The sequence below is a fragment of the Paenibacillus sp. OAE614 genome (genome assembly GCF_040546645.1).
In the GTDB taxonomy this organism is placed as follows: domain Bacteria; phylum Bacillota; class Bacilli; order Paenibacillales; family Paenibacillaceae; genus Paenibacillus_AQ; species Paenibacillus_AQ favisporus.
On sequence record NZ_JBEPOD010000001.1, the window covers coordinates 1617711 to 1642037 of the forward strand.

Genomic DNA, 24327 nt, shown 5'->3' on the forward strand with positions numbered 1-24327 from the left:
TTGAAAGTTCATTCTATAATAATTTATTATCCCCGTAAAGGCATAGGAAATTTAATTTCACCCAATTAAAACAGCACGATTCCCGCAACGCCCGAGCATACGATGACGGTCACCGGATGCAGTTTGTATCTGGTGATCGCGACAAACGCCAGTACACCGATCAGCAGCGTGGCGAAGGTCGTCCAGTGATAGATGGCTTCCGACGGATTGGGGAAACCGAAGTGGATGGCCGCATAGACGATAAGTCCGATAATGATCGGCCGGAGGCCGTAAAAGGAGGATTTGACCCAGGGGTTAGCATTCATTCGATAAAAAAAAGCAGCAATCAGGATCACAATGAGCAGGGAAGGCAGAACGATGCCGGCGGTAGCGGTAACGGCTCCAGCCAGGCCCGCGGTCTGGTAACCGATCAGCGTCGCGCTGTTGGTGGCGATCGGGCCGGGCGACATGCCCGCGATCGATACTGTCCGCTGAAATTCCCCGGTGCTCAGCCACCCGTGCTGCAGCACTTCGTACTGGATCATCGGGATAACCGCATAACCTCCGCCGAAGGAGAGAAACCCGATTTTTAAAAATGAGACAAATAACTGCCAGAACAGCATGGGACGCCTCCTAGATGTAATATTCGATGACGGACTCGTTCTCCTCGCGTGCCCTCTCGGTGTGAACCGGAAGCCCCAGCCGTTTCTTCAGCCGGATGACGGTGATGCCGAGCACCAGCCCGACCGCAATCAGAACCATGGGATTCAGTCCGGTCAGCAGAAGCAGGGCCAGGGAGCCGGCGGCGGTGATGACGGTCGTCCGGTCAAACAGCGCGTTTTTGCCCATTTTGAACGCGGCCACTGCGATCAGTCCGATGACAGCGCCGTGAATGCCTTTGAAGGCGGCCTGGACTTTGGGCTCCTCGCGGAACATCGAGTAGAACACGCTCAGCAGAAAAACGATGATGAACGTAGGGAGCGTTATGCCCAGCGTGGCCGCCAGAGCGCCGGGAATTTTGCCCAGCCTGTATCCCAGAAAAGCCGAAGCGTTCACCCCGACGCCGCCGGGCGCCGAGCCCGCGAGCGACATTAAATCGCTCATTTCCTGGCGGTCCATCCATTTGCGTTTATCGACGAATTCCTTCTCGATCATCGGCATCATGGCGTACCCGCCGCCAAATGTCGCCGGACCGATTTTGAAAAAAATCCAAAACAATTGAAGCAGCAGGTACGCCTTCGATGTCTTGTCGGTATGCACAACACGTCACCTCGAGTTAAATTCTGTCTGTATTATAACATCTTTTATCCAAAATGAAATTAACTTATTTGAAAATAGGCTAGAAGACATCAAAAGGGAAGTGAAACAGGCAATAACCGGGGACTGGGATTTCGGCTGCTGAATGTTTGCTTCGCCTTTGTAATGTCGAGGGATTTAGTGGGTTTTATCTTATTTGTATCAAGTTTGGAGGGAGGTTCCAAAAAAAGGATTTAAACCAAGCGGACTGCTCGACTTTATTTCATAATAGAATTAACTTAAGAGCGGATGACAAGCCGGCCGCCGATTTTGACTAATCTTATTGGGATCGGCTGATCTCAGTAGATTTGCAAGGCACAGCCTTGTGCATGAAGTATGAGCTTCAGCAGATGCTCAAACACAGGAACGACGATCCACGTCGATGCTGGATATACTTCCCGTTAATCGTTCCTGAATAAGTCAGCCGCTGGACAATTTAGATGCAGGTGCCATGGAAACCGGGGGGGCTCCCCTTTGGTTCGAGGCAGCCGTTACCCTGTGAAGAATTGGGAAACGGCTGTTTTTTTTTGAATACCCATAACTGAAAAAAACCTTTGCAGTCCGGACAAAACACCAGTTTTTTGGGAAAAGTGTACGCCGGAACACCCAGATGTACCTGTTCAGAAAATGAGGAAGTCCCTATCATCAGCAATATAGAAAGCGCTGTCATTTTGTGTTCGGTGGCCGGCCGTCTGTGGCGTCAGCGTCCTGGAAGCCAGCATCCGTCAAGCGGTCCGAAATAAGGTCATCCGTACAACGCGAAGGCGCCTCTAAGTTTTTCATGCTGGGAGGAGATGATGGAATCATGATGAAGCGGTTGGGAAGGAAGATGGGGCTTATCCTGCTGGTGATGCTGGTACTGGTGCAGACTGGATGGACTGGACAAAAGCTGAACGTGGCCGAAGCGGCCAACAAGGAGCTGGCCCAAAAGCCGTACATGGGCTGGAGCAGCTACAGTATGCAGGTGTATGATTCTGCGGGCAACTGGACGTCGGCGGAGAGCATCAAGAAGCAGTCCGACGCGATGCGTGACAAGCTGCAGTCCCACGGATACAACTACATCAATATTGATGCGGGCTGGAACGGAGACATGGACGAGTACGGCAGGCCGATTCCGAGCACGAAACTGTATCCGAACGGATTTCAGGAGGTCATCGATTATGTGCACCATAACGGGCAGAAAATCGGTATTTATCTGATTCCCGGCCTGTCGATTGATGCCTATAAGAAGGATCTCGAAGTCTATGGGACGGGCGGCGCCTGCCGGGTCCGCGACATTGCAGCACAGCCGCTCAAGATTGTCGATGCCTGGAACTCATACACGTACAAAATCGACTTCAGCAACCCGTGTGCGCAAAAGTATGTGGACTCCATCGCCGACATGCTCGGGGATTGGGGGATCGATTTCGTCAAATTCGACAGCGTCACGCCGGGATCGGGCAACAACAACCTGAACCTCGACTCCCGCGGGGACGTGAAGGCCTGGTCCGAGGCGCTGGCACGCCACGACATTTGGTTCGAGATCTCGTGGGCGCTGGACCACAACTACGTGGACTTTTGGAAAAAGTATGCCAACGGCTGGCGCATTCAATGGGATGTAGAAGCCTATGACAGCAATGTCGGGCTGACGCAGTGGGCCAATATCGCCCGCCTGTTCCCGGATGCAGCGGTATGGTGGAGGGACGCCGGGCCGGCTACCGGCTGGAACGACTTTGATTCCCTGAACGTCGGCAACGGTTCGATGGACGGCTTGACCAAAGACGAGCGCCAGACGGCCATGACCTTCTGGGCAATATCGGCGGCGCCGCTCTATATCGGCAACGATATGACCCGGCTTGATGATTACGGGCTCAAGCTGCTGACCAACGACGAGGTGATTGCCGTCAATCAGTCGGGACGCCCAGCCCACCCGGTGTCGATAGACACCCAGCAGCAGGTGTGGTACGCCAACAACGGGGACGGCACCTACAGCGTTGCCTTGTTCAATCTGGGCAGCCGCAGTACCGAAGTCAAGGTTAACTGGAAGGACATCGGTCTGGCCGGCTCGGCCAAGGTGAGGGACTTGTGGAGCCATGCGGAGCTTGGAACCTTTGATGACGGATACGCAGCCGTATTGGAGCCGCATGCCTCCCGAATGTTCAAGGTAACGGCTGTTCAAGGAACATCGGCAGTTAATGACGACGATACGGGCATCCGATATACCGGGGACTGGCAGCGGAACGGCGGCTACGAGCAGACGCCTGCCGTGCAAAATCTGGCTGTGACGATTAAAGACTCCGCATCTGTACAAGGTGTAGGGCCCGAGCAAGACAAAGGCGGCGTTCAGCCGGGGGCTGCAGGTGGCGCTCAACCGGAAGGAGCAGAAGCCGTTCAGCCGGAGGAGCAAAGTGATGATATTCAACCGGATGGCGCCGGCCAATCCGCCGCCACGCAGCCTGATGCAGCCGCGGACAGCCAGACCTCTGACTCCGGTAAGGCAATTTCCAGCCCTTCGGATAAGAGCGCCGCCGATGTCCCTGCATCCGCAGAAGCGACGGTCACTCATTCGGTGTATATCAACGATGATGATCCTGGGATTACATACAGCGGCAGCTGGTCGTCACAGGGAGACCGGCCGGCGGGGGACTATAAAGGGGACGTTCATTTTACCGAAACGGACGGTGACTACTTCGAGTATGCCTTTAACGGCAGCGGCATTGACCTGATTACGGAGAAAGATCCGGAACAAGGGAATGTGGACGTCTACTTGGACGGAGCGGCTGAACCGGAAACGGTCAGCACGTATACGGAAGGCAGCAAGCAGGCGCAGCAGGTGGTGTACACCGTATCGGGGCTGGCGGAAGGCCCGCATACGATCAAGGCGGTCAAAAGAACGGGTACATATATGCTGCTGGACGCGCTGAAGGTGACGACAAGCCATCTGATCGACCCGGTGTCCGTCAGCTATGACAGGGAGAGCGGCAATCCGTCCGACCTTACCGTGAATCTGACGCTGGGGAGCGGTTCGCTTACGGCCATTCAAAACGGCGCCGATCCGCTGAAGAACGGCAGCGATTATACGTTAAGCGGCGGCACGGTAACCATCAGCAAAGCTTATCTTGCCAAGCAGCCGGAGGGTCCGGCGTCACTGAGCTTTATGTTTGAAGGTGGGGACAGCGAGGTGCTGAGCGTGGACATCCGCGGCAAAGCGGCGCAGAACAGCTCGATTGACCCGAAGGAGGCCAGCTTCGACAAAAGCGCCGGCCAGCAGCAGGACTTGTCCGTGAAGCTGGATCTGAACGGCAACACTTTGACCGCCGTGGAATACGAGGGGCAGCCTTTGACGGAGAATGAGTATGCCGTTGACCAGGACACGGTGACGATCAAAAAGGAATTTTTGGCGGGGCTGCCGGGTGACGACATCATGCTCAAATTTATGTTCAGCGCTGGCGATCCCCAGACGCTGACCGTCCATATGACCGGGACGGAGACGGTGCGTTATACCACTCTGAACGATGACGATCCTAGTATCGTCTATCATGGAGCCTGGAACCGCAGCACCGGAAGGAATTTCGGCGACTACAAGGACGATGTACACTATACGGAAACCAACGGCGATTCCTTTGAGCATACGTTCCGGGGAACGGGCATCCAATTCTTTACCGAGATCGATCCATCGCAGGGGGACATGGATATTTACCTGGACGGTGAGTTTCAGAAAACCGTCAGCTCATACAGCGAGCAGCGCCAGCCGCAGCAGAAGTTGTACAGCGTGAGCGGGCTGAAGGAAGGGTTTCATACGCTGAAAGTTGTGAAGAAATCCGGCCGCTTCATGCTGGTGGATATGCTCAAGGTCGAAATCCCCGACTTGATCAGCCCGGTATCAGCCGTGTTCGACAAGTCTGCTGCGAACCAGGAGGATATAGCGGTCTCCTTGCTGCAGCAGCCGCAATTGTTCAGCGGCATAGCGAACGGGAAGAACCAACTTGTCGAAGGAACCGATTATACGGTTTGAAGGCACCCGGGTGATTCTAAGCAAAGCTTATCTGGCCGCCCAGCCGGCCGGAACGCTGCAGCTGACGTTCGCGTTCGGCGGGGATTATCACAACGACGTCCATTATACGGCAGCGAACGGAGACGAATTCTCCTATACGTTCAAAGGAACGGGCGTGGAGTTGGTGGGTCCCGTTGGACCGGCTCTGGGAGACATCGACGTGTACATGGATGGCGTGCTGAAGAAGACCGTCAGCGCCCACAGCGATCAGCGCCTGGTATTACAGCCTTTATACAGTATTTCCGGTTTGACTGACGGAACACATACGTTGAGGGCGGTGAAAAAATCGGGCGATCTGATGCTCGTGGATCAGCTGAAATTCACCGTACCTGCAGCGGGCACAGACCCGGTAGATCCCGGCGCGCCGAACCCGCCAACAGGGCCGTCCGGTCCAACTGCACCTGGCCCGGGATCAAACTCTGGGGGATCATCGTCAGGAGCGGCAGCGCCTCCGTCCACACCTGAACCCGGGGCTCAAGACGATACCCCGAATGAGCGGCATACCGCATATATTCAGGGATACCCGGACGGCACCTTCCGGCCGGATCAGCCCGTTACGCGCGCCGAGATGGCGGTCATTCTGTCCAAAGCGGCTCCGCAGGCAGCAGGCGATACGGCCGGCACGGCAGCCAGCGCGTTCCGCGACTTCAAGGACGGCTTCTGGGCCGGGAAGGCTATCGCTGCTGTAACGGCGGCGGGCCTGATGAAGGGCTATGAAGACGGCACCTTCAAGCCGGATCAGGCCATCACGCGCGCCGAAATGGCCACGCTGGCCAGCCGGCTGAAGCCCGATGCTTCCGCGGCGGGCAGCGGCTTCCACGATACCTCAGGCCACTGGGCAGAGATTGCTATCGCAAAGGCGCAGGGAGCCGGCATTCTGAACGGCTACCCGGACGGCACCTTCCACCCGTCCAAGGCGCTGACGCGCGCGGAAGCGGTTACCGCACTAAACCGCGCCCTCGGCCGCGGACCGCTCTATGGAACGGCCGCACTGCCTTGGAGCGATGTGCCTGCTGCGTATTGGGCATATAAGGATATCGCCGAAGCCTCGCTGGATCATCCGGTGAAGGCAAGAAAAGCAGGCGGGGAAGAGTGGGCTGCGGAGACGGTTAAGCAGCCGTAAAAATACATCATTCAGGGGTCTGAATCCCAGATCCCTTGGAAAATAACCTGTAGAATGCAGCAGGCCGCCGAAACACCGGCGGTCTGCATGTTGTAAGGACGCTGCTAAAAAATACTGGACTACTCGTTCCAGTTCGTATATACTTGTGCTCAAAGGGAGGTGGCGCCGATGGGACGCACCAAAGAATTTGACCGGGATCAAGTGCTCCGCAAAGCTATGACGGTGTTCTGGGAGAAAGGTTATGAAGCGACGAGCATACCTGATTTGCTGGAAGCGATGGGTCTTAGCCGTTCCAGCTTGTATGAAACGTTCCAGGATAAGCAGTCTCTGTACTATGAGACGATCCAGCACTACAAAAAGATGTCGCAAAGAAAGCGGGATCTGTTAATCGCCGCTCCTACCGCCATTGAGGGCATCCGGCAGTATTTCGAGATTCATATCACGAGTGCTTTTGCTGCGCAGGACGAAGTCCTTCCCAATGGATGCATGATTACGAACGCAGCTCTTAGTATCGACGCCATGGACGAACCGCTGCAGAACATGGTCAAGAAGAGCTTTGATGAATTGGAACAGCTGTTTTACGAAAAATTAAAGAGAGGACAAGAGACCGGAGAAATTTCTCCTGACAAAGACATTCGTCTCTTATCGTTCATGCTGCTCAATCTCAACCACAGCGTTAACGTGATGGCAAAAATTCAGCAGGACAGCGCGAAGGCGCGGGAGATGATGGAAATGGTGCTGGGCATGCTGTAACGAGCCTCCGCTCCCTGATTCGGCAACAAAAACTTCCGCTAGCGGTCCGTCTTCTGCGAGGATACGTCGATAGACATTTTTTTAACCGTTCTGGAACGAATGTTCCGATAAAATCTTTTCTGAAAAAATCTATTTTATGCTAAAAAACATGAGGCGGACTGTTCCTAAACTGGAACGATTGTTCCGAAAAAGGGATGCCTTACAAACAAAGGAGAAATGTTATGAGTACCATCGCAAAAGAAAAGCCTCACGCCGCTGCCGTTTCATCCTGGATCAACCTGATCCTTGCCGTCGCTTGCGGCATCATCGCTGCCAACCTGTATTATGCCCAGCCTCTCGTAGGATCGATCAGCTCAGCCCTGGGATTATCCTCCGGGGCAGCGGGATTGATCGTCACCTTAACTCAAATCGGTTACGGAATCGGCCTGTTATTGATCGTGCCCTTAGGAGATTTGCTCGAAAACCGCAAGCTTGTGGTCACCCTGCTGATCTTTAACGTGGTCGTGCTTCTCATCGCTGCTGAAGTCCGTAACGCGGCTTTGTTTCTTGCGGCATCGCTGTTTATCGGCGTAGGGTCCGTTGCCGCCCAGATCCTGGTTCCGTACGCAGCTCATCTGTCTCCTGAGGAAACGCGGGGGCGCAATGTGGGGAATGTCATGAGCGGCCTGCTCCTTGGCATTATGCTCGCCCGTCCGGCTGCCAGCTTAGTGGAAGACTTCCTGGGATGGCACGCTATCTTTATTCTGTCCGCCGTTCTGATTCTCGTGCTTGCGTTGGTGCTGGCCAAGGCGCTTCCGGCAAGACGTCCGCAAACATCCATCAGCTACCCGGAGATCCTGTCGTCGATGCTGAAGCTGCTGAAAACGACGCCGATTTTGCGGCGGAGAGCTCTTTACCACGCGTTTCTGTTTGCTTCCTTCAGCCTGTTTTGGACAACGGTTCCTATGCTGCTGGTCAGCCCGGCATTTCATTTTTCCCAGACAGGGGTCGCCCTGTTCGCCTTGGTAGGGGTAGCCGGAGCAGCGGCTGCGCCGGTTGCCGGCCGGCTTGCCGATAAAGGGTGGATCCGCCCCGGTACAGGGATCGCCCTTGGACTCGCGGTCGTTTCCATGCTCCTGCCTATTGTGATCCATGGCGGTTCCCTGCTATCAATCATCAGCCTGGTCGTGGCCGCCATTGTATTGGATATGGCCGTTTCCGCCAATCTGGTGCTCGGGCAGCGCTCCATTTTTGCACTGGGTGCAGAGCTTCGCAGCCGGCTGAACGGCTTGTTCATGGCTATCTTTTTCGCCGGCGGGGCTATTGGTTCCGCAGTAGGCGGATGGGCGTATGCACAAGGCGGATGGGAAGCGGCCATATGGCTTGGCGTTCTTTTTCCGGTGCTGGCTTTGCTCTACTTCTTAACGGAGAAAAGGGAAGCGAGATAACAAGTATGGTGTCATCCGGAAGATCGCTGCTGGATTTCTCAAAAAAGCAACCGTACAAGGGGAATGACCCCGTTTATAAGGCAGGGATCAAAACACCCTTCACGTTTAAGCAGCCAGTCGTCGATAATGAATCGGCGACTGGCTATTTAGTTTCGCTTTTATACCTCCCTGAGAGAAATGCTATATCCTGCCCGCCTAATTCTCGGACAATAGAATGTTAATCTCAGCCTCTGACGACGCCGGCGTGGCGAGAAGCTGCTGTCCTTCAGGCCAGTGATAATGAACCGTTTCCGTTACAGGATCGATTTCGACGGTATAAAGCGTGCCGAAATGATTCGAAAACTTGCGATGATACAACGGCTCCTTATGAAAATCCTGAGGCGATATGGCACCGCCCATTCTGAGGAGATGGTCGAACCGCTCCACGGTCCGGTGTTCGTCGTGCGCGGAATCTTGAACTTGTCTTTGATGATTCGTGCAGCAAATGAGACCGTCAGCTGCGCTAACGCCTTCCGGCGAAGTGTAGACGACGCTGAAACAGCCCATCCGATCCAAAAGCGAGATGTTTTGAACAAGCCGATGGGGGATCGAGTTCAGCCGTTCCACTGCCTCAGGAACCGTTGCCGAAGTGGCCAAGAGATAGCGGACAATGAGCGGAATGCTGAAACCGTTACCTACCGTGAAGTCCCCGCCAAACGTGATGGCCGCTGCGAGACCGTGATGGTTCAGGCCATCGAGATAGCCCCAGCCGCCTTCGGCGGAACCCATGATCCACCCTCCATCAGGCAATGGCTCGTAACGGAATACGCCGCTGAACCCGTCCAAGCTGAAGTCATAATTTCGGATTAAAGTATGATGGCCTAATCGGTGGGATATCGAGTTGCTGCAGCCGGAGAAGAAGGGGGGGAGGTTATACATAGCAAGCAGCTGAGCTTCGCCGGGACGGTCTGGTGTAACGGACAGCAAGGCCTCGTACTCGGGGAGCAGTTCGGGCATGAAATGACGGAGAGCAAGCCGTACTTTCTCGGGATCCATGGGGTTCTGGGGACGGAACGCCTCCATATTCCAGTGCTGGGCGATATGGGAAGCCCATACCGCAGGATGCGATGCAAGGACCGGCAGCCGCTTAAACCAAAACGGTTTCGTTTCATTTACCATCTCTGAATCTCCTTTTCATGAATCATGTTTGAAAAATCCTTCACCTGTTACGTTATCTCAATCGAGTCCATTCCGCCTGTTCATTTGTGCGGTCTTTGGATAGCCCAACAGCCGATAGGATCAAATGTATGACTTTCATCAAAAAAAAAGCCCGGCTGCTGTACTGCAAAGCGCCGGACTGCGGATATTCGTAGGATGTAACCGGATTGGTTCTTCGATTGCGGCATTCAGGAGAAACAGACTGCTCTCTTGGCTCGTTCTTATGCCACGCTGCCTGGAGCCTGGATTATTGGACGGCTTGCGTCGACTCCCGGAACAGCGGCTTGGTCTGGATATGCGTGACCTGGTAAGGCTGCTCCGGCTCCTTAATCCGGGAGAGCAGCATATTGGCGGCGGTGATGCCCATCTCGTCACTATAGATGTGCACGGTCGTCAAACGAGGCTCGATAATGCGCGACTCGGGCGCATCGTCGAATCCGGCCACGACGATTTTCTCCGGAATGGCGATCTGACGGTTCTTCAAAGCTTTCATCACGTTGACCGCGATAAAGTCATTCGCGCATACAAAGCCCGAGGGCGTGTCAGGCATATTGTCCAGCCGCTGCTCCATCCAGTCGGATTCCGAGAAAAATTCGCGGTCCGGTTCCAGAACGCACTGGCTGAGGTCCAGCGGAATTCCCGCTTCCGCAAGGGCCCGGTTAAAGCCGGCCCAGCGCTCGTTGAAGCTTTTACAGTGGTTGTAGTCGCCGATAAAACCGAGCGAGCTGCAGCCGTCCTCGATAAGCCGTTTGGTCATGAAATAGGTGCTGTGTTCGTTTTCCATCAGAAGCAGGTCGGCTTCAAGGTCGGGATAAGACATGTCCGCCGCGCAGTCGATGAAAATGGTCGGGAGCCCCAGGCTCGTGATGAGCTTGCTGTATTCCATGTCGAACAGTTCGATGCAGATGATACCGTCCACCTTGGACGCTTCAAAATTGTTCGGAAGCTGGAGGGAGCTTCGCTCGATGTCCCTTACGATATGGATGGACAAATTGTAGCCTTCGCCGCTGATGCGTTTCTCCAGTCCGCTGATCAGCTTGGCCCCAAAATGCGACATGCTGGGCATGTTTTGCGTCAGCAGGGCGATATTGCCCGGGTTTTTCGGCATCAGGCTTTCGGTTTCCATATATGCGAATTGCTTGTACTTCAGCTCGATTGCTTTCTTGATGACCCGGTTGCGGGTCTCGCCCGGTATGCTGTCGCTGCCGTTCAGCGCTTTGGACGCCGTGTTCCGGGAAATGCCCAGCGCATCGGCGATATCTTGAATGGTGACTTTCTCTTTCCCCATGTATTCGATGTTCACCTCTAACGATTATTAGTACGGAAGCAAGTTCCTCCTCATAAACCTGCATGCATTCGATCTCAGGTATCCTATGACCAATGTATACCAGATTGCTTCAAATAGCAACGTTAACTTTACAAATGCACAAATATATAATGCCTTCATTGTGCAAAATGACATGCAACACAGATGAATGGCTTTACATAGGCAATTATTATACACACAGCAGAATCGGAACCGACAGACCACGCTTTGAAAAGACATAGTTGGTCCCTGAATTGACGGAAAAAGTGACATTTCAGCAAAATAATGAACTTATATGAACAAATTATATTGGTCAATTGCACAAATAAATATTTACAAAAGTTATTGACGAAGATTACATCGTCTGCTAAATTGTAAAAGCAGCGATACGGTGCAGGTGCGAATGTAAGCCCTTACGGTATGCGGCATGTAAACTTTTTGTGCAAAGAACGGAGGTCACGGTTTTGGAAAATACGGTAGAAGTGGATCCAAGGGCGGCGGCAGTAAGGAGGAAGAGCTCTGCGGGGCAGGTGCTGCAGACGGTCAGAAAGCATTATTTTCTGTACGTGCTGTTGGCTCCGGCGCTTATTCTGACCCTGATTTTCAAATATGTCCCGATGTACGGGGCGATTATCGCCTTTAAGGATTTCAGCCCGATCAAGGGCATCATGGGCAGCGAATGGGTCGGACTGAAGCATTTTGAGAAGTTTCTCTCCTCGCCCAATTTCGACGTCATATTTATGAATACGCTTAAACTCAGTTTCTTCGGACTGATTTTCAGCTTTCCCGTGCCGATCCTGCTGGCGCTCATGCTCAATCAGGTCCGGAGGGCGGGCGTGAAGAAGAACGTTCAGCTGTTTCTGTACGCGCCGAACTTCATTTCGGCGGTTGTCATCGTGGGCATGCTGTTCATCTTTTTGTCCCCGACGGGACCGGTCAACCATCTGCTGACATGGATCACGGGAGAGTCGCTGATGTTTATGTCCGAGCCGAAATATTTCCGCTGGATCTATATCCTCTCCGACATCTGGCAGGGCGCCGGCTGGGCATCGATCATTTACGTGGCTGCTCTGGCAAACGTCGACCCGGAGCTGCACAATGCGGCAAGCCTGGACGGGGCGAACCTGCTCCAGCGCATCCGCCACATCGACCTGCCGACGATCCGGCCGATCATGGCCATCGTGTTCATTTTGGCGGCGGGAGGCATCATGTCGATCGGGTTTGAAAAAGCGTACCTGATGCAGACCTCGATGAACCTTCCGGCTTCCGAGATCATCGCCACCTACGTGTACAAGGTCGGTTTGCAGTCCGGCGACTATGCGTATTCTGCGGCGGTCGGCTTGTTCAACTCAGTGATCAACGTCGTGCTGCTGCTCACGGTCAACTTTATCGTCAAGAAGCTTAATGAGGGCGAAGGACTTTATTAGGAAGGAGCTTATCAACTATGGCTGTTAAACATTCGCCGTTCGACCGTTTTCTGCTGATTCTGAACGGCCTGTTCCTGACGGTGGCGGTGCTGCTGATCGTCGTACCGCTCGTTTATGTCGTGGTGGCGTCATTTATGGATCCGACCGTGCTGCTGAATCAGGGCCTGTCGTTTCGCATCTCGGACTGGAGCCTGGAGGGCTACCGGAAAATATTGTCCAACCCGGCTATGCTGCGGGGCTTCGGCAATTCCGTATTTTACTCCGCTGCATTTGCCCTCGTTACCGTGACTGTATCGGTATGCGCAGGTTATGCCTTGTCTGATTCCCGGCTGGCGGGCCGGAAAATTTTTATGACGCTGTTTGTGATCACGATGTTTTTCGGCGGGGGCCTGATTCCTACATATCTGCTGGTCAAGCAGCTTGGCATGCTGGATACGGTGTGGGCCATCATCATTCCGGGTGCGGTCAATGTCTGGAACATCATCCTGTCCCGGACCTTTTTCAAGGGCGTGCCGAATGAGCTGAGGGAGGCGGCCAACGTCGACGGCGCGACGGAGGCGGGCATTTTTTTCCGGATCGTGCTGCCGCTCTCCAAACCGATTATTTTTGTGCTGGCTCTCTATGCTTTTGTCGGGCAGTGGAATTCCTATTTCGACGCGATGATTTACCTGGAGGATGCGAAGCTTCATCCGCTGCAGCTCGTGCTGCGCTCGATCCTGATCCAGAACCAGGCGGCGCCGGGCATGATCAGCGACCAGCTGGCGATGAACGAGCTCAAGCGCCTCTCGGAAATGATCAAATATTCGGCGATCGTCATTTCCAGTCTGCCGCTGCTCGTAATGTATCCGTTTTTCCAAAAGTATTTCGAAAAAGGTGTGATGGTCGGTTCCCTGAAATAGGGACGGCCTGAACATACATGGCACTGATCCATTCTAATCCTATGGAGGTCATAACGATGAACAAAAAGAGAAATCGCAAGGCTGCTGCCATGACAGCATCCGTTTCAGCGCTTGCGGCGCTGCTGCTGCTGTCCGGCTGCGGAGGAAGCGGCGGAGACGCCAAGGAGTCGCCTGACGGGAAAGTCACCCTCAATTTTCTGACGCAGAGCTCGCCGCTGGCACCTGCGGACCCGAACGACAAGCTCATCAATAAGCGGCTGGAAGAGAAGACCGGCATTCATATCAATTGGAAAAATTACACGAACGACGTTTTTGCGGAGAAAAGAAACCTGGCCGTGGCGAGCGGCGATCTGCCGGATGCGATCTTTGACGCCGGATATGGCGATTATGATCTGCTGAAGCTGGCCAAGGACGGGGTAATCATTCCCCTCGACGATCTGATCGAGCAGCATATGCCGAACTTCAAAAAGGTGCTGGAGCAGGCGCCGGAATATAAAAAGATGATTACCGCGCCTGACGGCCACATCTATTCTTTCCCTTGGATTGAAGAGCTAGGCTCCGGCAAGGAACGGATTCAGTCCGTGGACGACCTGCCGTGGATCAACGTGGAGTGGCTGAAAAAGCTGGGGCTGTCCATGCCGAAGACCACCGAGGAGCTGAAGAAGGTGCTGATCGCCTTCAAAACGCAGGACCCGAACGGCAACGGCAAGGCGGACGAAATTCCGCTCTCCTTTATCAACAAGCCGGGCGGAGAAGATCTGGCCTTCCTGTACGGTTCTTTCGGGCTCGGGGAGAACTGGGACCACACCGTCGTGACCGATGACGGCAAGGTTGTCTTCACTGCGGCGGAAGAAGGTTATAAGGAAGCGATCAAGTACATTCACGAGCTGTACCAGGAGGGGCTGATCGATATCGAGTCCTTCCAGCAGGACTGGAACACCTATTTGGCGAAAGGCAAGGATAACCGGTACGGACTGTATTTTACATGGGATAAGGCCAACATCACCGGCATGAACGATACGTATGACGTGATGTCTCCGCTGGCAGGACCAAGCGGCGAAGTCAACGTGACCCGCACGAACGGCATCGGCCTGGACCGCGGGCGCATGGTCATCACAAGCAGCAACAAACATTTGGAGGAGACGGCCAAATGGGTCGATCAGCTTTACGATCCGCTGCAGTCCGTCCAGGATAACTGGGGGACGTACGGGGATCAGACGCAGCAGAACATTTTCGAATTCGACGAAGCCAAGGGCATGCTGAAGCATCTGCCGCTGGAAGGCACAGCCCCAGTGGAGCTGCGGCAAAAGACGAGCATCGCCGGTCCGCTGGCCATCCTCGACGAGTACTACGGCAAATACACGACGATGCCGGACGACGCGGCATGGCGCCTCAAGCTGCTGAAGGACGTGATGGTGCCGCACATGAAGGCGAAAAATACGTATCCGAACGTCTTCTTCTCCATCGATGAGCTGGACCGGCTGTCCACCATCCAGACCGACATGTTCGCCTACCTGGAGCGGAAGCGCACCGAGTGGTACCAGAACGGCAAAGTCGATCAGGAGTGGGATGCCTACCTCAAAGAGCTGAACCGGCTGGGGCTGCAGGATTGGCTGAAGATCAAGCAGGCAGGGTATGACCGCAGCGCGCAATAAAGGTTAATTAAAAATCAAAAACAACATATCCGCACTTGCTTGGCGCATAAACGTTAGCAGTGCAGAATCCGGATGCGGCCGCCAGATGCCTTTGGGCAAAGATGCGGCCGGGTCCGCTGCAAATAAAACATGTAATTCAAAGGAGCACAGCTGATGTCCACATTCATATCGCACAACTACCGCGGGGCGTATCACTTTTCCCCGAAAGAACACTGGATGAACGACCCCAACGGAATGGTTTATTTCCAGGGGGAATACCACCTGTTTTACCAGCATCATCCCTTCGGGAACACCTGGGGACCGATGCATTGGGGACACGCGGTCAGCCGGGACCTGGTCGTCTGGGAAGAACTCCCGATCGCCTTGGCGCCGGACGAGTTTGGCACGATTTTCTCCGGCAGCGCCGTGGTCGACTGGAATAACACGACCGGCTTTTTCGGCGGGGAGCCGGGGCTTGTCGCCATTTTTACGCAGCATGCCGAAGGACCGGATGGTGGAGCGCCGGTGCAGCGCCAGAGCCTGGCATACAGCACGGATGCGGGACGGACCTGGACGAAGTATGCCGGCAACCCGGTGCTGTCACATGATACCTTCGTGGACTTCCGCGATCCGAAAGTATTCTGGCATGAGGCTTCCTCACAGTGGGTGATGATTGTTGCCTGCGGACAGACCGTCTGCCTGTACCGTTCGCCGAACCTGATCGACTGGACGCTGTCCAGCGAATTCGGGGAAGGCATCGGCAGCCATGACGGCGTGTGGGAGTGTCCCGACCTGTTTCCGCTGCCGGTGGACGGGGACCCGGGTCAGACGAAGTGGGTGATGCTCGTCAGCATCGGCGATCATCCGGAGTTGGCGGAGGGGTCGCGCACACAATATTTTACCGGAGACTTCGACGGGGAACGCTTTACGCCGGATGCCGTATCGCAGACCCGTGTGAGATGGATCGATTATGGCCGGGACGACTACGCTGGCGTCAGCTGGTCGGACGTGCCGGCCGAGGACGGCAGGCGCCTGTTCGTCGGCTGGATGAGCAACTGGAAATATGCCAATCAGACGCCGACCGGCGTGTGGCGGGGCGCGATGACCGTGCCGCGGGAGCTCAAGCTGGAGATGCGACACGGTTCGGCCGAGCTGATCCAGCAGCCCGCCCGGGAATTGGAGGGATACCGCAAGGAGCTTCTGTCCCTGAAGCGGGTAACGGCTGCTCAGGCCTCCGCGCAGCTGGCCGATTTACAGCTGGAGAGCGGAGAGATTCGGATTCGCTTAGGATCCGCCCAATCGCTGGAGCTGAAGGTGCGGGCTGGCCGCGGTCAGGAGACGGTGATCGGTTACAGCGGAGCGGCCGGTGAAGTCTATATAGACCGGACCCGGGCGGGAGTGGCAGACTTTCATCCGCTGTTTGCCGGCAGGCATGCAGCCGTTCTCGATGCGGCGGACGGAACGGTGGAACTGCGAATTCTAATTGACCGGTCTTCGGTAGAGGTGTTCGCGGGCGGCGGCCGTGCGGTTCTCACCGACCTGATCTATCCGGATCAGGCATCCACCGGATTGTCCCTCAAGGTAGACGATGAGGAGGCGCTCGTCGAATCGCTCGACATTTACGATCTATCTATTTAAATAACAACCTTTTAAATAAGTACTTTAAAATACGAACCTTGATCCGATGGAGAACCCTAATCCATCGACCGATAAAAATTTGAAAAGAGAGGCACATCATCATGCGCATCGGAGCCATTGAAGCGGGCGGAACGAAATTCGTCTGCGGCATCGGAAACGAAAACGGGCAAATCAGCGAGAGCATCAGCTTTCCGACGGGACGGCCTGAGGAAACGATGCCCCTGGTCATCGCTTATTTCAAGGATCGCCGGCCGGAAGCGATCGGGATCGGATCGTTTGGCCCGATCGACCTTCACCCAGGCAGCCAGGGGTATGGAAGCATTACGACCACCCCTAAGCCGGGATGGGCGCATTATCCCTTGCTCGCGGAGCTGAAGCGGTACTTCGACGTCCCCTATGGCTGGGACACGGACGTAAATGCCGCCGCCTGCGGCGAGGCGCTGTGGGGAGCGGCCCGCGGGCTGGGCAGCTGCGCGTACTTCACGATCGGCACCGGCGTCGGTGTCGGCGTGTACGCCGGCCGGCCCGTTCACGGGCTCGTCCATCCGGAAGGCGGGCATATTCCGGTCCGCCGTCATCCGGAGGACGGCTTCCCAGGGGCGTGCCCGTATCACGGGGACTGCCTGGAGGGGATGGCCGCCGGGCCGGCGCTGGAAGCGCGGTGGGGAGTGAAGGGGCCGCAGCTTGCCGCGGATCACGCGGCCTGGACCTTCGAGGCGTATTATGTCGCCCAGGCAGTCACGACGGCGGTTCTGATGCTCTCGCCGGAGAAGGTCATCCTGGGCGGGGGCGTCATGCAGCAGCCGCAGCTCTTCCCGCTGATCCGCCAAGAGGTTCAGCGGAGCCTGAACGGCTACGTGGACGCCTTGGAGCTCACGGACGGAATCGATGGTTACATCGTTCCGCCCGGACTCGGCGGCCAAGCCGGATTATACGGCGCACTTGCGCTAGGGCTTCAGGCGCTGGAGGCATCCGGTCAGAAGGTGTAGGAGCCTGCAGGAAAACTTTGGTTCAATCCCGCCTTCGCTTGGGGGCAGCCAGCCGCAGTATAGGCCGGCTGCCCGAAAGCGGGCGACGGTATAAACGGTATATCTCGTGCTGAGCCGAATTAGGCTGGGAGGAACAACTGAGATGATGCTGGACAGGGTTTGGCGAGACTGGGACGAGCTAAGGACAATGCCAAGGACAATGCCAAGGACAAGCCAAGGACGAACCTTGAATTTACTCGGCATATCCTGTTCGGATTCTCTCTAACCTAAGTCCAGCCTAGCTCAGTTCAGACATCGTTCTTGTCCGATTTGAGAGCATTGCACTGTTTGTTTATAAGGAAAACGTCAGTTTAACGCCTCGTTGTGTAAGCGGTTACAATAATAATTTGTTTTTTCATGCATCAGGCTTGTCTTTATGCACAGGTTTGTTTTCATGCACAGATTTGTTTCATGTATAAGCTTGTCTTCGTTTATATGTTATTTTTACACATTGTTCTGATGATAAGGAGGAGTGTTGATGAGATCAGCAAGAAAGATGCTGTCCGCGTGCCTGGCCGGAATTTTGGCATGTGCGTCCATCCTGCTGTATGAGTCTGACGAAGGGCGGGGATGGGCGATGCCTGCAGATTCCGAAGTTAAAGTTAACGGCGCGGCAGCTGCATTAACGAAGGAGGCGGACACGATGGCAGCAGGCGTCAATACGAACCTGGAAGGCTGGCAGGTCCAGGGGAAGGGCAAGCTTGAGCAGACGGCGGAGGGGCTGAAGCTGGCTTCCGATCCGCAGGAGAACGTGATGGCGGTCTCCAGCACGAAGGCGGACGATTTTATCTACGAAGCCGATGTCATGATCCAAAACGCCGAGGCCGATGCTTCGCTTCTTTTCCGCTCTAGCAGCGACGGCTGGTCTTCATACATGCTGCAAATCGTGCCGTCGGGCATCATCCGCTTGAAAAATGCAGCCGGAGGAGGGCTCCAGGAAGAACGTCAGGTGCCGCTGAAGGTCGGCGAAATCTATCACCTGAAAGTGAAGGCTGAGGGAACGAGCCTGCAGGTGTATTGGGGCAGCCAGTATCAGCCGGTCATCCGTGCGGTCGATACCGCCTATGCTTCTGGATATCTTGGGCTTCATGTGTGGGACGGTTCCGCCGTATTTCAGAATGTGAAGGTCGGAAGCCTTGCCGGCAATCTGGACGGCGTGCTCGCTTCAACCGGAAACTGGCAGCCCGATCTCAAAGGGCTTAAAGGAACGGGAACGACCGGACAAACCGCAGTACGGGTCTACCAGAATATTGCTGCGGACGCCGTCTATGAAGGCAATGTCACACTGGGTGAAGCCTCATCCGCGGGACTGCTGATTCGGACAAATGCGGAGGGAACCGCAGGATATGAAGCTGTGCTGCGGCACCAAGGAAGCGGGTTACAAGTGCTGCTGCGGAAAATGGACGGAACCCTCATCGGCGCCTCGAGCCGCGTTTACCCCGATTTGTCAAACGCCAAGCATCATCTGGAGATTCAGGCCGTCGGGCCGAGGATTCAGGTGTTTGTGGACGGATATGCTCCCGCCGCCGTGGACGTGACGGACGACAGTTATTCGGCCGGATATACCGGACTGGTTGTAAGAGAAGGCACGGCATACGTCCAGGATGCCTATGTCACGCTTGACTCCGAATACTATACGGAAACGTATCGGCCGGAGTACCATTACAGCCCGATCCGGGGGTCGGCAAGCGACCCGAACGGCCTCGTTTATTTTGAAGGAGAATACCATCTGTTCCATCAGGATGGAGGACAGTGGGCGCATGCCGTCAGCCGTGACCTGCTGCACTGGAAGCAGCTGCCGATCGCCCTGCCCTGGAACGATCTGGGGCATGTCTGGTCAGGCTCGGCCGTAGCTGACACGACGAATGCTTCCGGATTGTTCGGAAGCTCAGGCGGCAAGGGGCTGATCGCGTACTATACTTCCTATTCGCCGGATCTGCCGAATGGCAACCAAAAGATTGGGCTGGCCTACAGCACCGATCAGGGACGGACCTGGCAGTACTCGGCGGAGCACCCGGTCGTGATCGATAATCCCGGCAAAAACGGTGCCGACCCGGGCGGCTGGGACTTCCGTGATCCAAAGGTCGTCCGGGATGAGGCGAACGGCCGCTGGGTGATGGTCGTCTCCGGCGGCGATCACATCCGTTTTTTTACCTCCCGCAATTTGATCGACTGGACGCTGACCGACAATTTCGGATACGGGGAGTACGTACGCGGCGGGGTGTGGGAGTGCCCGGACCTGTTTCAGCTTCCGGTAGACGGCACGGACCGGCGCAAATGGGTGCTGATGATCAGCACCGGCGCGAATCCGAAAACGCAGGGCTCGGACGCGGAGTATTTTATCGGGGAGCTGACACCGGAAGGGAAATTCGTGAACGACAATCCGGCGGGAACCGTGCTGAAGACGGATTGGGGCAAAGAATTTTATGCCTCAATGTCTTTCTCCGGCACGCCGGACGGGCGGCGGATTCTGCTCGCCTGGATGACGAACTGGGATTATCCGTTCAGCTTCCCGACCGAAGGCTGGAAGGGGCAAATGACCGTACCGCGGGAGGTCACGCTGCATACGACGGACAACGGCATCCGGCTGTTCCAGTCGCCGATCCGGGAGCTTGTCGGGCTGCGCAGCACCTTGTTCAGCGTGAAAAACCGTGAGGTTAGCGAATCGGCAGCGAACGTGCTTGGAGGAATTTCAGCAGGCGCCTATGAAATCGAAGCCGACATCGAGCTGCCGCAAAGCGGAGCCGCAGCTGAATTCGGATTTACGGTCCGCGAAGGCGGCGGGCAGAAGACGATGATCGGGTACAAGACTGCCGAACAGAAACTATTTGTGGACCGCTCGTCATCCGGCGTTACCGATTACTCGAGCCTGCTGCAAACGAGGCATGAAGCCGTGCTCCAGCCGGACGGCAGCCGCATCCGCCTGCGTATCCTTGTGGATGAATCCTCGGTGGAGGTGTTCGGAAATGACGGCAGGGCCGTCTTTTCCGACCTGATTTTTCCGGATCCGGCCCGGCGGAGCATGAGCTTCTATACCAAGGGAGGTAAAGTGAAGCTCGCGTCCTTGCAGGTGCATGCGCTGGACAATGTATGGCGTGAAGGGCGGAAGACGGACTCCTCGATCATCCTGGACCGGAAAGAGCTGGAATTGTCTAAGGGTGATGAGGAGAAATTGTATGCATCTTACTTGGAATCCTCTGGAGCAAGCCATCCGCCGCTGGTATGGAAGTCCAGCAATCCCGGCGTCGTGCAGGTGACTTCCTCCAATCAGGGGGAATCTCCGGGGAAAGCGGTGCTTCGAGCGAATAAGGCGGGAACGGCCGTCATTACGGCCGTGTCGCCGAACGGGAAGGCTTCGGCCCGCTGCGTCGTAAACGTCACCGACGGGACGTTTACGACGAACCTGACGGGCTGGAAGCCGGATCTGTCGGCATCGCGGTGGGTTGTGACCGAACGCGGCATCCGGGGCAGCTATTCAAGCGATGCGAACTACATGGCGCAGGAGCAGGCCGGGAATTTTGCATTGGAAGCCGACATGACGCTGGGGGAGACGGGAGGCGCCGGCTCGATCCTGTTCCGGGCGAGCGCTGACGGCCGCAGCGGGTATTATTTCAATCTCGATCCGAACCTGAAGGCCATTCGACTCTTCTATAAAGTAGACGGGCGGTTTGAGGACAGGCAGGTGCTGGCCAAGGTCCCCAGGTTCATCCAGCCAGGAAAAACGTACCATATCCGCATTGAGGCGAAGGGGCCTCAGATCCGGGCGGAAGTGGACGGGGTGCAAGTCTTCGACGTGAAGGACGGCACGTTTGCTGAGGGGCACTTCGGCGTGAACGTGTTCGGCGGGCAGGTGTTTTACCAGCAGGTGACGGTGAGCGGGATGGCTGATGCCAAGCTTGCCGTAACGACGCTGGTGAACGCAGCCTCCGGCCTGGCACTGTTTGCTGCGGAATCGCAAAACGGCGAACCGGTAACGGTGGCCGGCCCTGAAGGGGCTTCCCCGCAGGCATGGGTTTTCGTTCCTAACGGGGACGGGACATGGTCCATCCGGACCCAAGCGGGCAAAGCGCTGGACCTCGACACGGGGCTGGGCCGGCTGCAGCTGTACGACTACCTCGGCTACAACAACCAGCGCTGGCGAGTGGAGTACCAAGAAGACGCTGTCGTTACGGTATACTCCGTGCATAACGGCCAGGCCCTGGAGGTATCGGCCGATGGGACAAAGCTGCAGCTGGGCGACCCAGCCGCCGGCGAGCCGCGGCAGCGCTGGAAGGTCCTGCCGGATGCCGATCTTCATCCGGGAAAATAAACTGCAGCAGCAAAAGGGCTTATCGACTGCCCACGCAGAACAGACAGCGCAAATAGGGGCAACGCTGAGCTGATATTCCGTCACGCAACCGCAACCCGATGTACGGGGTGCGGTTGCTTTGTTCTCTAGATTAATAGATTTTCAGCAGAGAGAAAAAATCTCTAACCACCAGAATAACTCTTGATAAAAGGCGGTCAGTTTTCTATGACATTACTTCGATAGACTTTTTTATGAGCGATGCAGTTTCTACCAACTTGCACGCCATATTGAGGTTTGTTATTATTTAGGTATAAAATATTTAGATGACTAAATATATAATGAAAAGAGGAAGCAGCATGAAATTACAAGGGAAAGTCGGTATCATTACCGGCAGTGCATCAGGCATCGGCAAAGGCATGGCGCTGGCTATGGCTAAGGAAGGCGCACATATCGCCATCGTCGACGTGAATGAGGCGAAAGGGAAGGAGACGCTCGCCGAGATTAACCAATATACAGAGGGAATGCTGTTCATCAAGGATATTTCCAAGCAGGAGAGCGCGCATGAAATCGTGGCCGACGTGGTCAAGCGCTTCGGCAAGCTGGATATTCTGGTGAATAATGCGCATGTATCGAGACAGGCCCCTTTTATGGAAACAACGCAGGAGCTTTTTGATTTATCATTTGGAACAGGCTTTTATCCTACCGTTCATTTCATGCAGGCGGCGTATCCGGAACTGAAGAAAACAAAAGGCAAGGTCATCAACTTTGCGTCCGGTGCTGGCATTGACGGGCAGGTCACGCAGACGTCGTATGCTGCCGCGAAAGAAGCGATCCGGGGCGTGTCGCGTGTTGCGGCTAATGAATGGGGTCCGGAAGGAATTAACGTCAATCTGATTTCCCCGATCGCACTGACGCCGGGCGTGGAACAGTGGCGCGAGAATGCTCCGGAGCTATACGAGGCGATGCTGAATAAAATTCCTCTGCGCCGGCTCGGCGATCCCGAGCAGGACATCGGCCGTGTCGCGGTGTTTCTGGCCAGCAGCGACGCCGACTATATCACAGGTCAAACCTTTATGGTGGACGGGGGCTCCATTAAATTGCGTTAAAAAACGGGATCGTCCTGCGCCGTAGGCTTCAGGGCGGCCAGGAACGGTGGATTCCCGGCTGAAAAGCATGTATGATAATGAAGGCCTCTAATGCAGATTAGAGGCTTTGACTTGCAGAAAGCGGGGATTTGCCTGATGGAAGAACAGACGATTTTTGAAATCATTCACAATATGGATAAAGTGACGAACAACCTCATCATCCAGTGGGGCAAATTGTTCAACGAGGACCTTGGAATTTCCCATATTCTCGTTCTGGCTCACCTGCAGCACCACGGGAACAGCCGGCCCTCGGATATCGCCAAGGCTCTGGGGCTGACCCCCCCGACGCTGACCCATCTATCGGAAAAACTTGTGCAGAAGCAGTTAGCCGTTCGAATCGTCGATGAGAAGGATCGCCGTATCATCTATTTGGGGATTACGGACAAGGGTCTCGACATCGTTCAAAAGGCGAATCAGGACGGGCAAATTTTGCGCAGAAATCTTTTTGAAAAATTGACCGAGGAAGAAAGGCAGCAGCTGCTGAAAATCTATGAAAAGCTGACCGGGTTTTTATGAAAATCCCCGGGCCGCAACGTGACACCTTCACGTGATGACAGCCATGTCGTGAGATATGGACATCTCCTGGAGGTGTTTTTTGCTTTATTAAAACCATGACTCACAGTTGTCAGCTTTTGCCTCCTATAATGGCCTTAGAAGATGAGGGAACTAACGAAGGAGGAAAATGAATATGAGCGAAAAACAAACGTTAAGAGGCATGGCGACGATTAATTATTGGGCAGACGATATGGAGGCAGCGGTGTCGTGGTATTCGAAGGTGCTCGGTATCTCCCCGTATTTCAAACGCATCGGACCGTCTGGCGAGCTCGCCTATGCCGAGTTCCGGGTTGGGTACTACCAGCATGAGCTGGGTCTGATCAGCCGCCGTTATGCTCCTTCGCAAGCGGTGCCGGGTCCAGGGGGTGCCATCATGTACTGGCATGTTGATGATGTGGAAGCCACATTTACGAAATTGCTGGAGAAGGGAGCGAAGCAATACGAACCGATTACTCCGCGTGGCGAGGGATTCGTTACGGCTTCGGTGACGGACCCTTTCGGCAACGTGCTGGGGATTATGTATAACCGGCACTATTTGGAGATGGTGGAATGGATGAAGAAGGGTAACGAGGTTACGAATGATTGATGATATGTTTGTT

The 24327-nt window shown here is 55.2% G+C and carries 17 protein-coding genes; 13 read left to right on the forward strand and 4 right to left on the reverse strand.

The features are described 5' to 3' along the window. Positions 1-65: 65 nt before the first annotated feature. Both ABIE48_RS07785 and ABIE48_RS07790 read right to left on the reverse strand, forming a co-directional pair. Positions 66-602, reverse strand: coding sequence for a chromate transporter (locus tag ABIE48_RS07785; RefSeq protein ID WP_192714855.1), 537 nt, complete (start codon positions 600-602; stop codon positions 66-68). A gap of 10 nt (positions 603-612) precedes the next feature. Next, positions 613-1239, reverse strand: coding sequence for a chromate transporter (locus tag ABIE48_RS07790; protein WP_145022322.1), 627 nt, complete (start codon positions 1237-1239; stop codon positions 613-615). 841 nt (positions 1240-2080) lie between these two features. Here ABIE48_RS07790 and ABIE48_RS07795 point away from each other — a divergent pair. The 4 genes from ABIE48_RS07795 to ABIE48_RS07810 all read left to right on the forward strand — a co-directional run bounded on the left by ABIE48_RS07795 (position 2081) and on the right by ABIE48_RS07810 (position 8611). Next, positions 2081-5269 (forward strand): X2-like carbohydrate binding domain-containing protein, encoded by a 3189-nt coding sequence (locus ABIE48_RS07795; protein WP_354518651.1) that lies wholly within the window; start codon positions 2081-2083, stop codon positions 5267-5269. Then, a complete protein-coding gene (locus ABIE48_RS07800) occupies positions 5241-6431 on the forward strand; it encodes an S-layer homology domain-containing protein (protein ID WP_354518653.1) in 1191 nt (396 codons plus the stop codon). Before ABIE48_RS07795 ends, ABIE48_RS07800 begins: the two co-directional genes overlap by 29 nt. Before the next feature lie 168 nt (positions 6432-6599). Continuing rightward, positions 6600-7184: a TetR/AcrR family transcriptional regulator gene (locus ABIE48_RS07805; protein WP_145022316.1), complete on the forward strand. Its 585-nt coding sequence runs from the start codon at positions 6600-6602 to the stop codon at positions 7182-7184. Positions 7185-7405: 221 nt separating this feature from the next. Further along, the gene (locus ABIE48_RS07810) at positions 7406-8611 is read left to right on the forward strand and encodes an MFS transporter (RefSeq protein WP_145022313.1); all 1206 of its coding nucleotides are present in this window, start codon (positions 7406-7408) and stop codon (positions 8609-8611) included. A gap of 195 nt (positions 8612-8806) precedes the next feature. On the opposite strand, the gene ABIE48_RS07815 is transcribed toward ABIE48_RS07810, so the two are convergent. Next, complete coding sequence (locus tag ABIE48_RS07815) at positions 8807-9769, reverse strand: C45 family autoproteolytic acyltransferase/hydrolase (RefSeq protein WP_192714853.1); 963 nt, start codon at positions 9767-9769, stop codon at positions 8807-8809. 286 nt (positions 9770-10055) lie between these two features. Then, complete coding sequence (locus tag ABIE48_RS07820) at positions 10056-11096, reverse strand: LacI family DNA-binding transcriptional regulator (RefSeq protein ID WP_192715344.1); 1041 nt, start codon at positions 11094-11096, stop codon at positions 10056-10058. A gap of 548 nt (positions 11097-11644) precedes the next feature. Here ABIE48_RS07820 and ABIE48_RS07825 point away from each other — a divergent pair. The 9 genes from ABIE48_RS07825 (at position 11645) to ABIE48_RS07865 (ending at position 24314) form a co-directional block, all read left to right on the forward strand. Beyond that, on the forward strand, positions 11645-12541 hold the full coding sequence (locus tag ABIE48_RS07825) for an ABC transporter permease (RefSeq protein ID WP_354520600.1): 897 nt from the start codon (positions 11645-11647) through the stop codon (positions 12539-12541). A gap of 17 nt (positions 12542-12558) precedes the next feature. Beyond that, positions 12559-13440 (forward strand): carbohydrate ABC transporter permease, encoded by an 882-nt coding sequence (locus tag ABIE48_RS07830; RefSeq protein ID WP_076168655.1) that lies wholly within the window; start codon positions 12559-12561, stop codon positions 13438-13440. Positions 13441-13496: 56 nt separating this feature from the next. Then, complete coding sequence (locus ABIE48_RS07835; RefSeq protein WP_145022303.1) at positions 13497-15095, forward strand: ABC transporter substrate-binding protein; 1599 nt, start codon at positions 13497-13499, stop codon at positions 15093-15095. 153 nt (positions 15096-15248) lie between these two features. Continuing rightward, positions 15249-16712: a glycoside hydrolase family 32 protein gene (locus tag ABIE48_RS07840; protein ID WP_192714851.1), complete on the forward strand. Its 1464-nt coding sequence runs from the start codon at positions 15249-15251 to the stop codon at positions 16710-16712. Positions 16713-16813: 101 nt separating this feature from the next. Beyond that, the gene (locus ABIE48_RS07845; RefSeq protein ID WP_192714850.1) at positions 16814-17701 is read left to right on the forward strand and encodes an ROK family protein; all 888 of its coding nucleotides are present in this window, start codon (positions 16814-16816) and stop codon (positions 17699-17701) included. 517 nt (positions 17702-18218) lie between these two features. Further along, positions 18219-22049 (forward strand): GH32 C-terminal domain-containing protein, encoded by a 3831-nt coding sequence (locus ABIE48_RS07850; RefSeq protein WP_483312649.1) that lies wholly within the window; start codon positions 18219-18221, stop codon positions 22047-22049. A gap of 335 nt (positions 22050-22384) precedes the next feature. Then, positions 22385-23134, forward strand: coding sequence for an SDR family NAD(P)-dependent oxidoreductase (locus ABIE48_RS07855; protein ID WP_145022294.1), 750 nt, complete (start codon positions 22385-22387; stop codon positions 23132-23134). 90 nt (positions 23135-23224) lie between these two features. Then, positions 23225-23689 (forward strand): MarR family winged helix-turn-helix transcriptional regulator, encoded by a 465-nt coding sequence (locus tag ABIE48_RS07860; RefSeq protein WP_306433644.1) that lies wholly within the window; start codon positions 23225-23227, stop codon positions 23687-23689. Positions 23690-23861: 172 nt separating this feature from the next. Next, positions 23862-24314: a VOC family protein gene (locus tag ABIE48_RS07865; RefSeq protein WP_192714849.1), complete on the forward strand. Its 453-nt coding sequence runs from the start codon at positions 23862-23864 to the stop codon at positions 24312-24314. The last annotated feature ends 13 nt before the right edge of the window (positions 24315-24327 follow it).

Coding starts and splice junctions, on each gene's coding strand:
- ABIE48_RS07785 (WP_192714855.1), bottom strand. CDS start 602: ATGCTGTTCTGGCAGTTATTTGTCTCATTTTTAAAAATCGGGTTTCTC.
- ABIE48_RS07795 (WP_354518651.1), top strand. CDS start 2,081: ATGATGAAGCGGTTGGGAAGGAAGATGGGGCTTATCCTGCTGGTGATG.
- ABIE48_RS07805 (WP_145022316.1), top strand. CDS start 6,600: ATGGGACGCACCAAAGAATTTGACCGGGATCAAGTGCTCCGCAAAGCT.
- ABIE48_RS07810 (WP_145022313.1), top strand. CDS start 7,406: ATGAGTACCATCGCAAAAGAAAAGCCTCACGCCGCTGCCGTTTCATCC.
- ABIE48_RS07815 (WP_192714853.1), bottom strand. CDS start 9,769: ATGGTAAATGAAACGAAACCGTTTTGGTTTAAGCGGCTGCCGGTCCTT.
- ABIE48_RS07820 (WP_192715344.1), bottom strand. CDS start 11,096: ATGGGGAAAGAGAAAGTCACCATTCAAGATATCGCCGATGCGCTGGGC.
- ABIE48_RS07830 (WP_076168655.1), top strand. CDS start 12,559: ATGGCTGTTAAACATTCGCCGTTCGACCGTTTTCTGCTGATTCTGAAC.
- ABIE48_RS07835 (WP_145022303.1), top strand. CDS start 13,497: ATGAACAAAAAGAGAAATCGCAAGGCTGCTGCCATGACAGCATCCGTT.
- ABIE48_RS07840 (WP_192714851.1), top strand. CDS start 15,249: ATGTCCACATTCATATCGCACAACTACCGCGGGGCGTATCACTTTTCC.
- ABIE48_RS07845 (WP_192714850.1), top strand. CDS start 16,814: ATGCGCATCGGAGCCATTGAAGCGGGCGGAACGAAATTCGTCTGCGGC.
- ABIE48_RS07850 (WP_483312649.1), top strand. CDS start 18,219: ATGAGATCAGCAAGAAAGATGCTGTCCGCGTGCCTGGCCGGAATTTTG.
- ABIE48_RS07855 (WP_145022294.1), top strand. CDS start 22,385: ATGAAATTACAAGGGAAAGTCGGTATCATTACCGGCAGTGCATCAGGC.
- ABIE48_RS07860 (WP_306433644.1), top strand. CDS start 23,225: ATGCAGATTAGAGGCTTTGACTTGCAGAAAGCGGGGATTTGCCTGATG.
- ABIE48_RS07865 (WP_192714849.1), top strand. CDS start 23,862: ATGAGCGAAAAACAAACGTTAAGAGGCATGGCGACGATTAATTATTGG.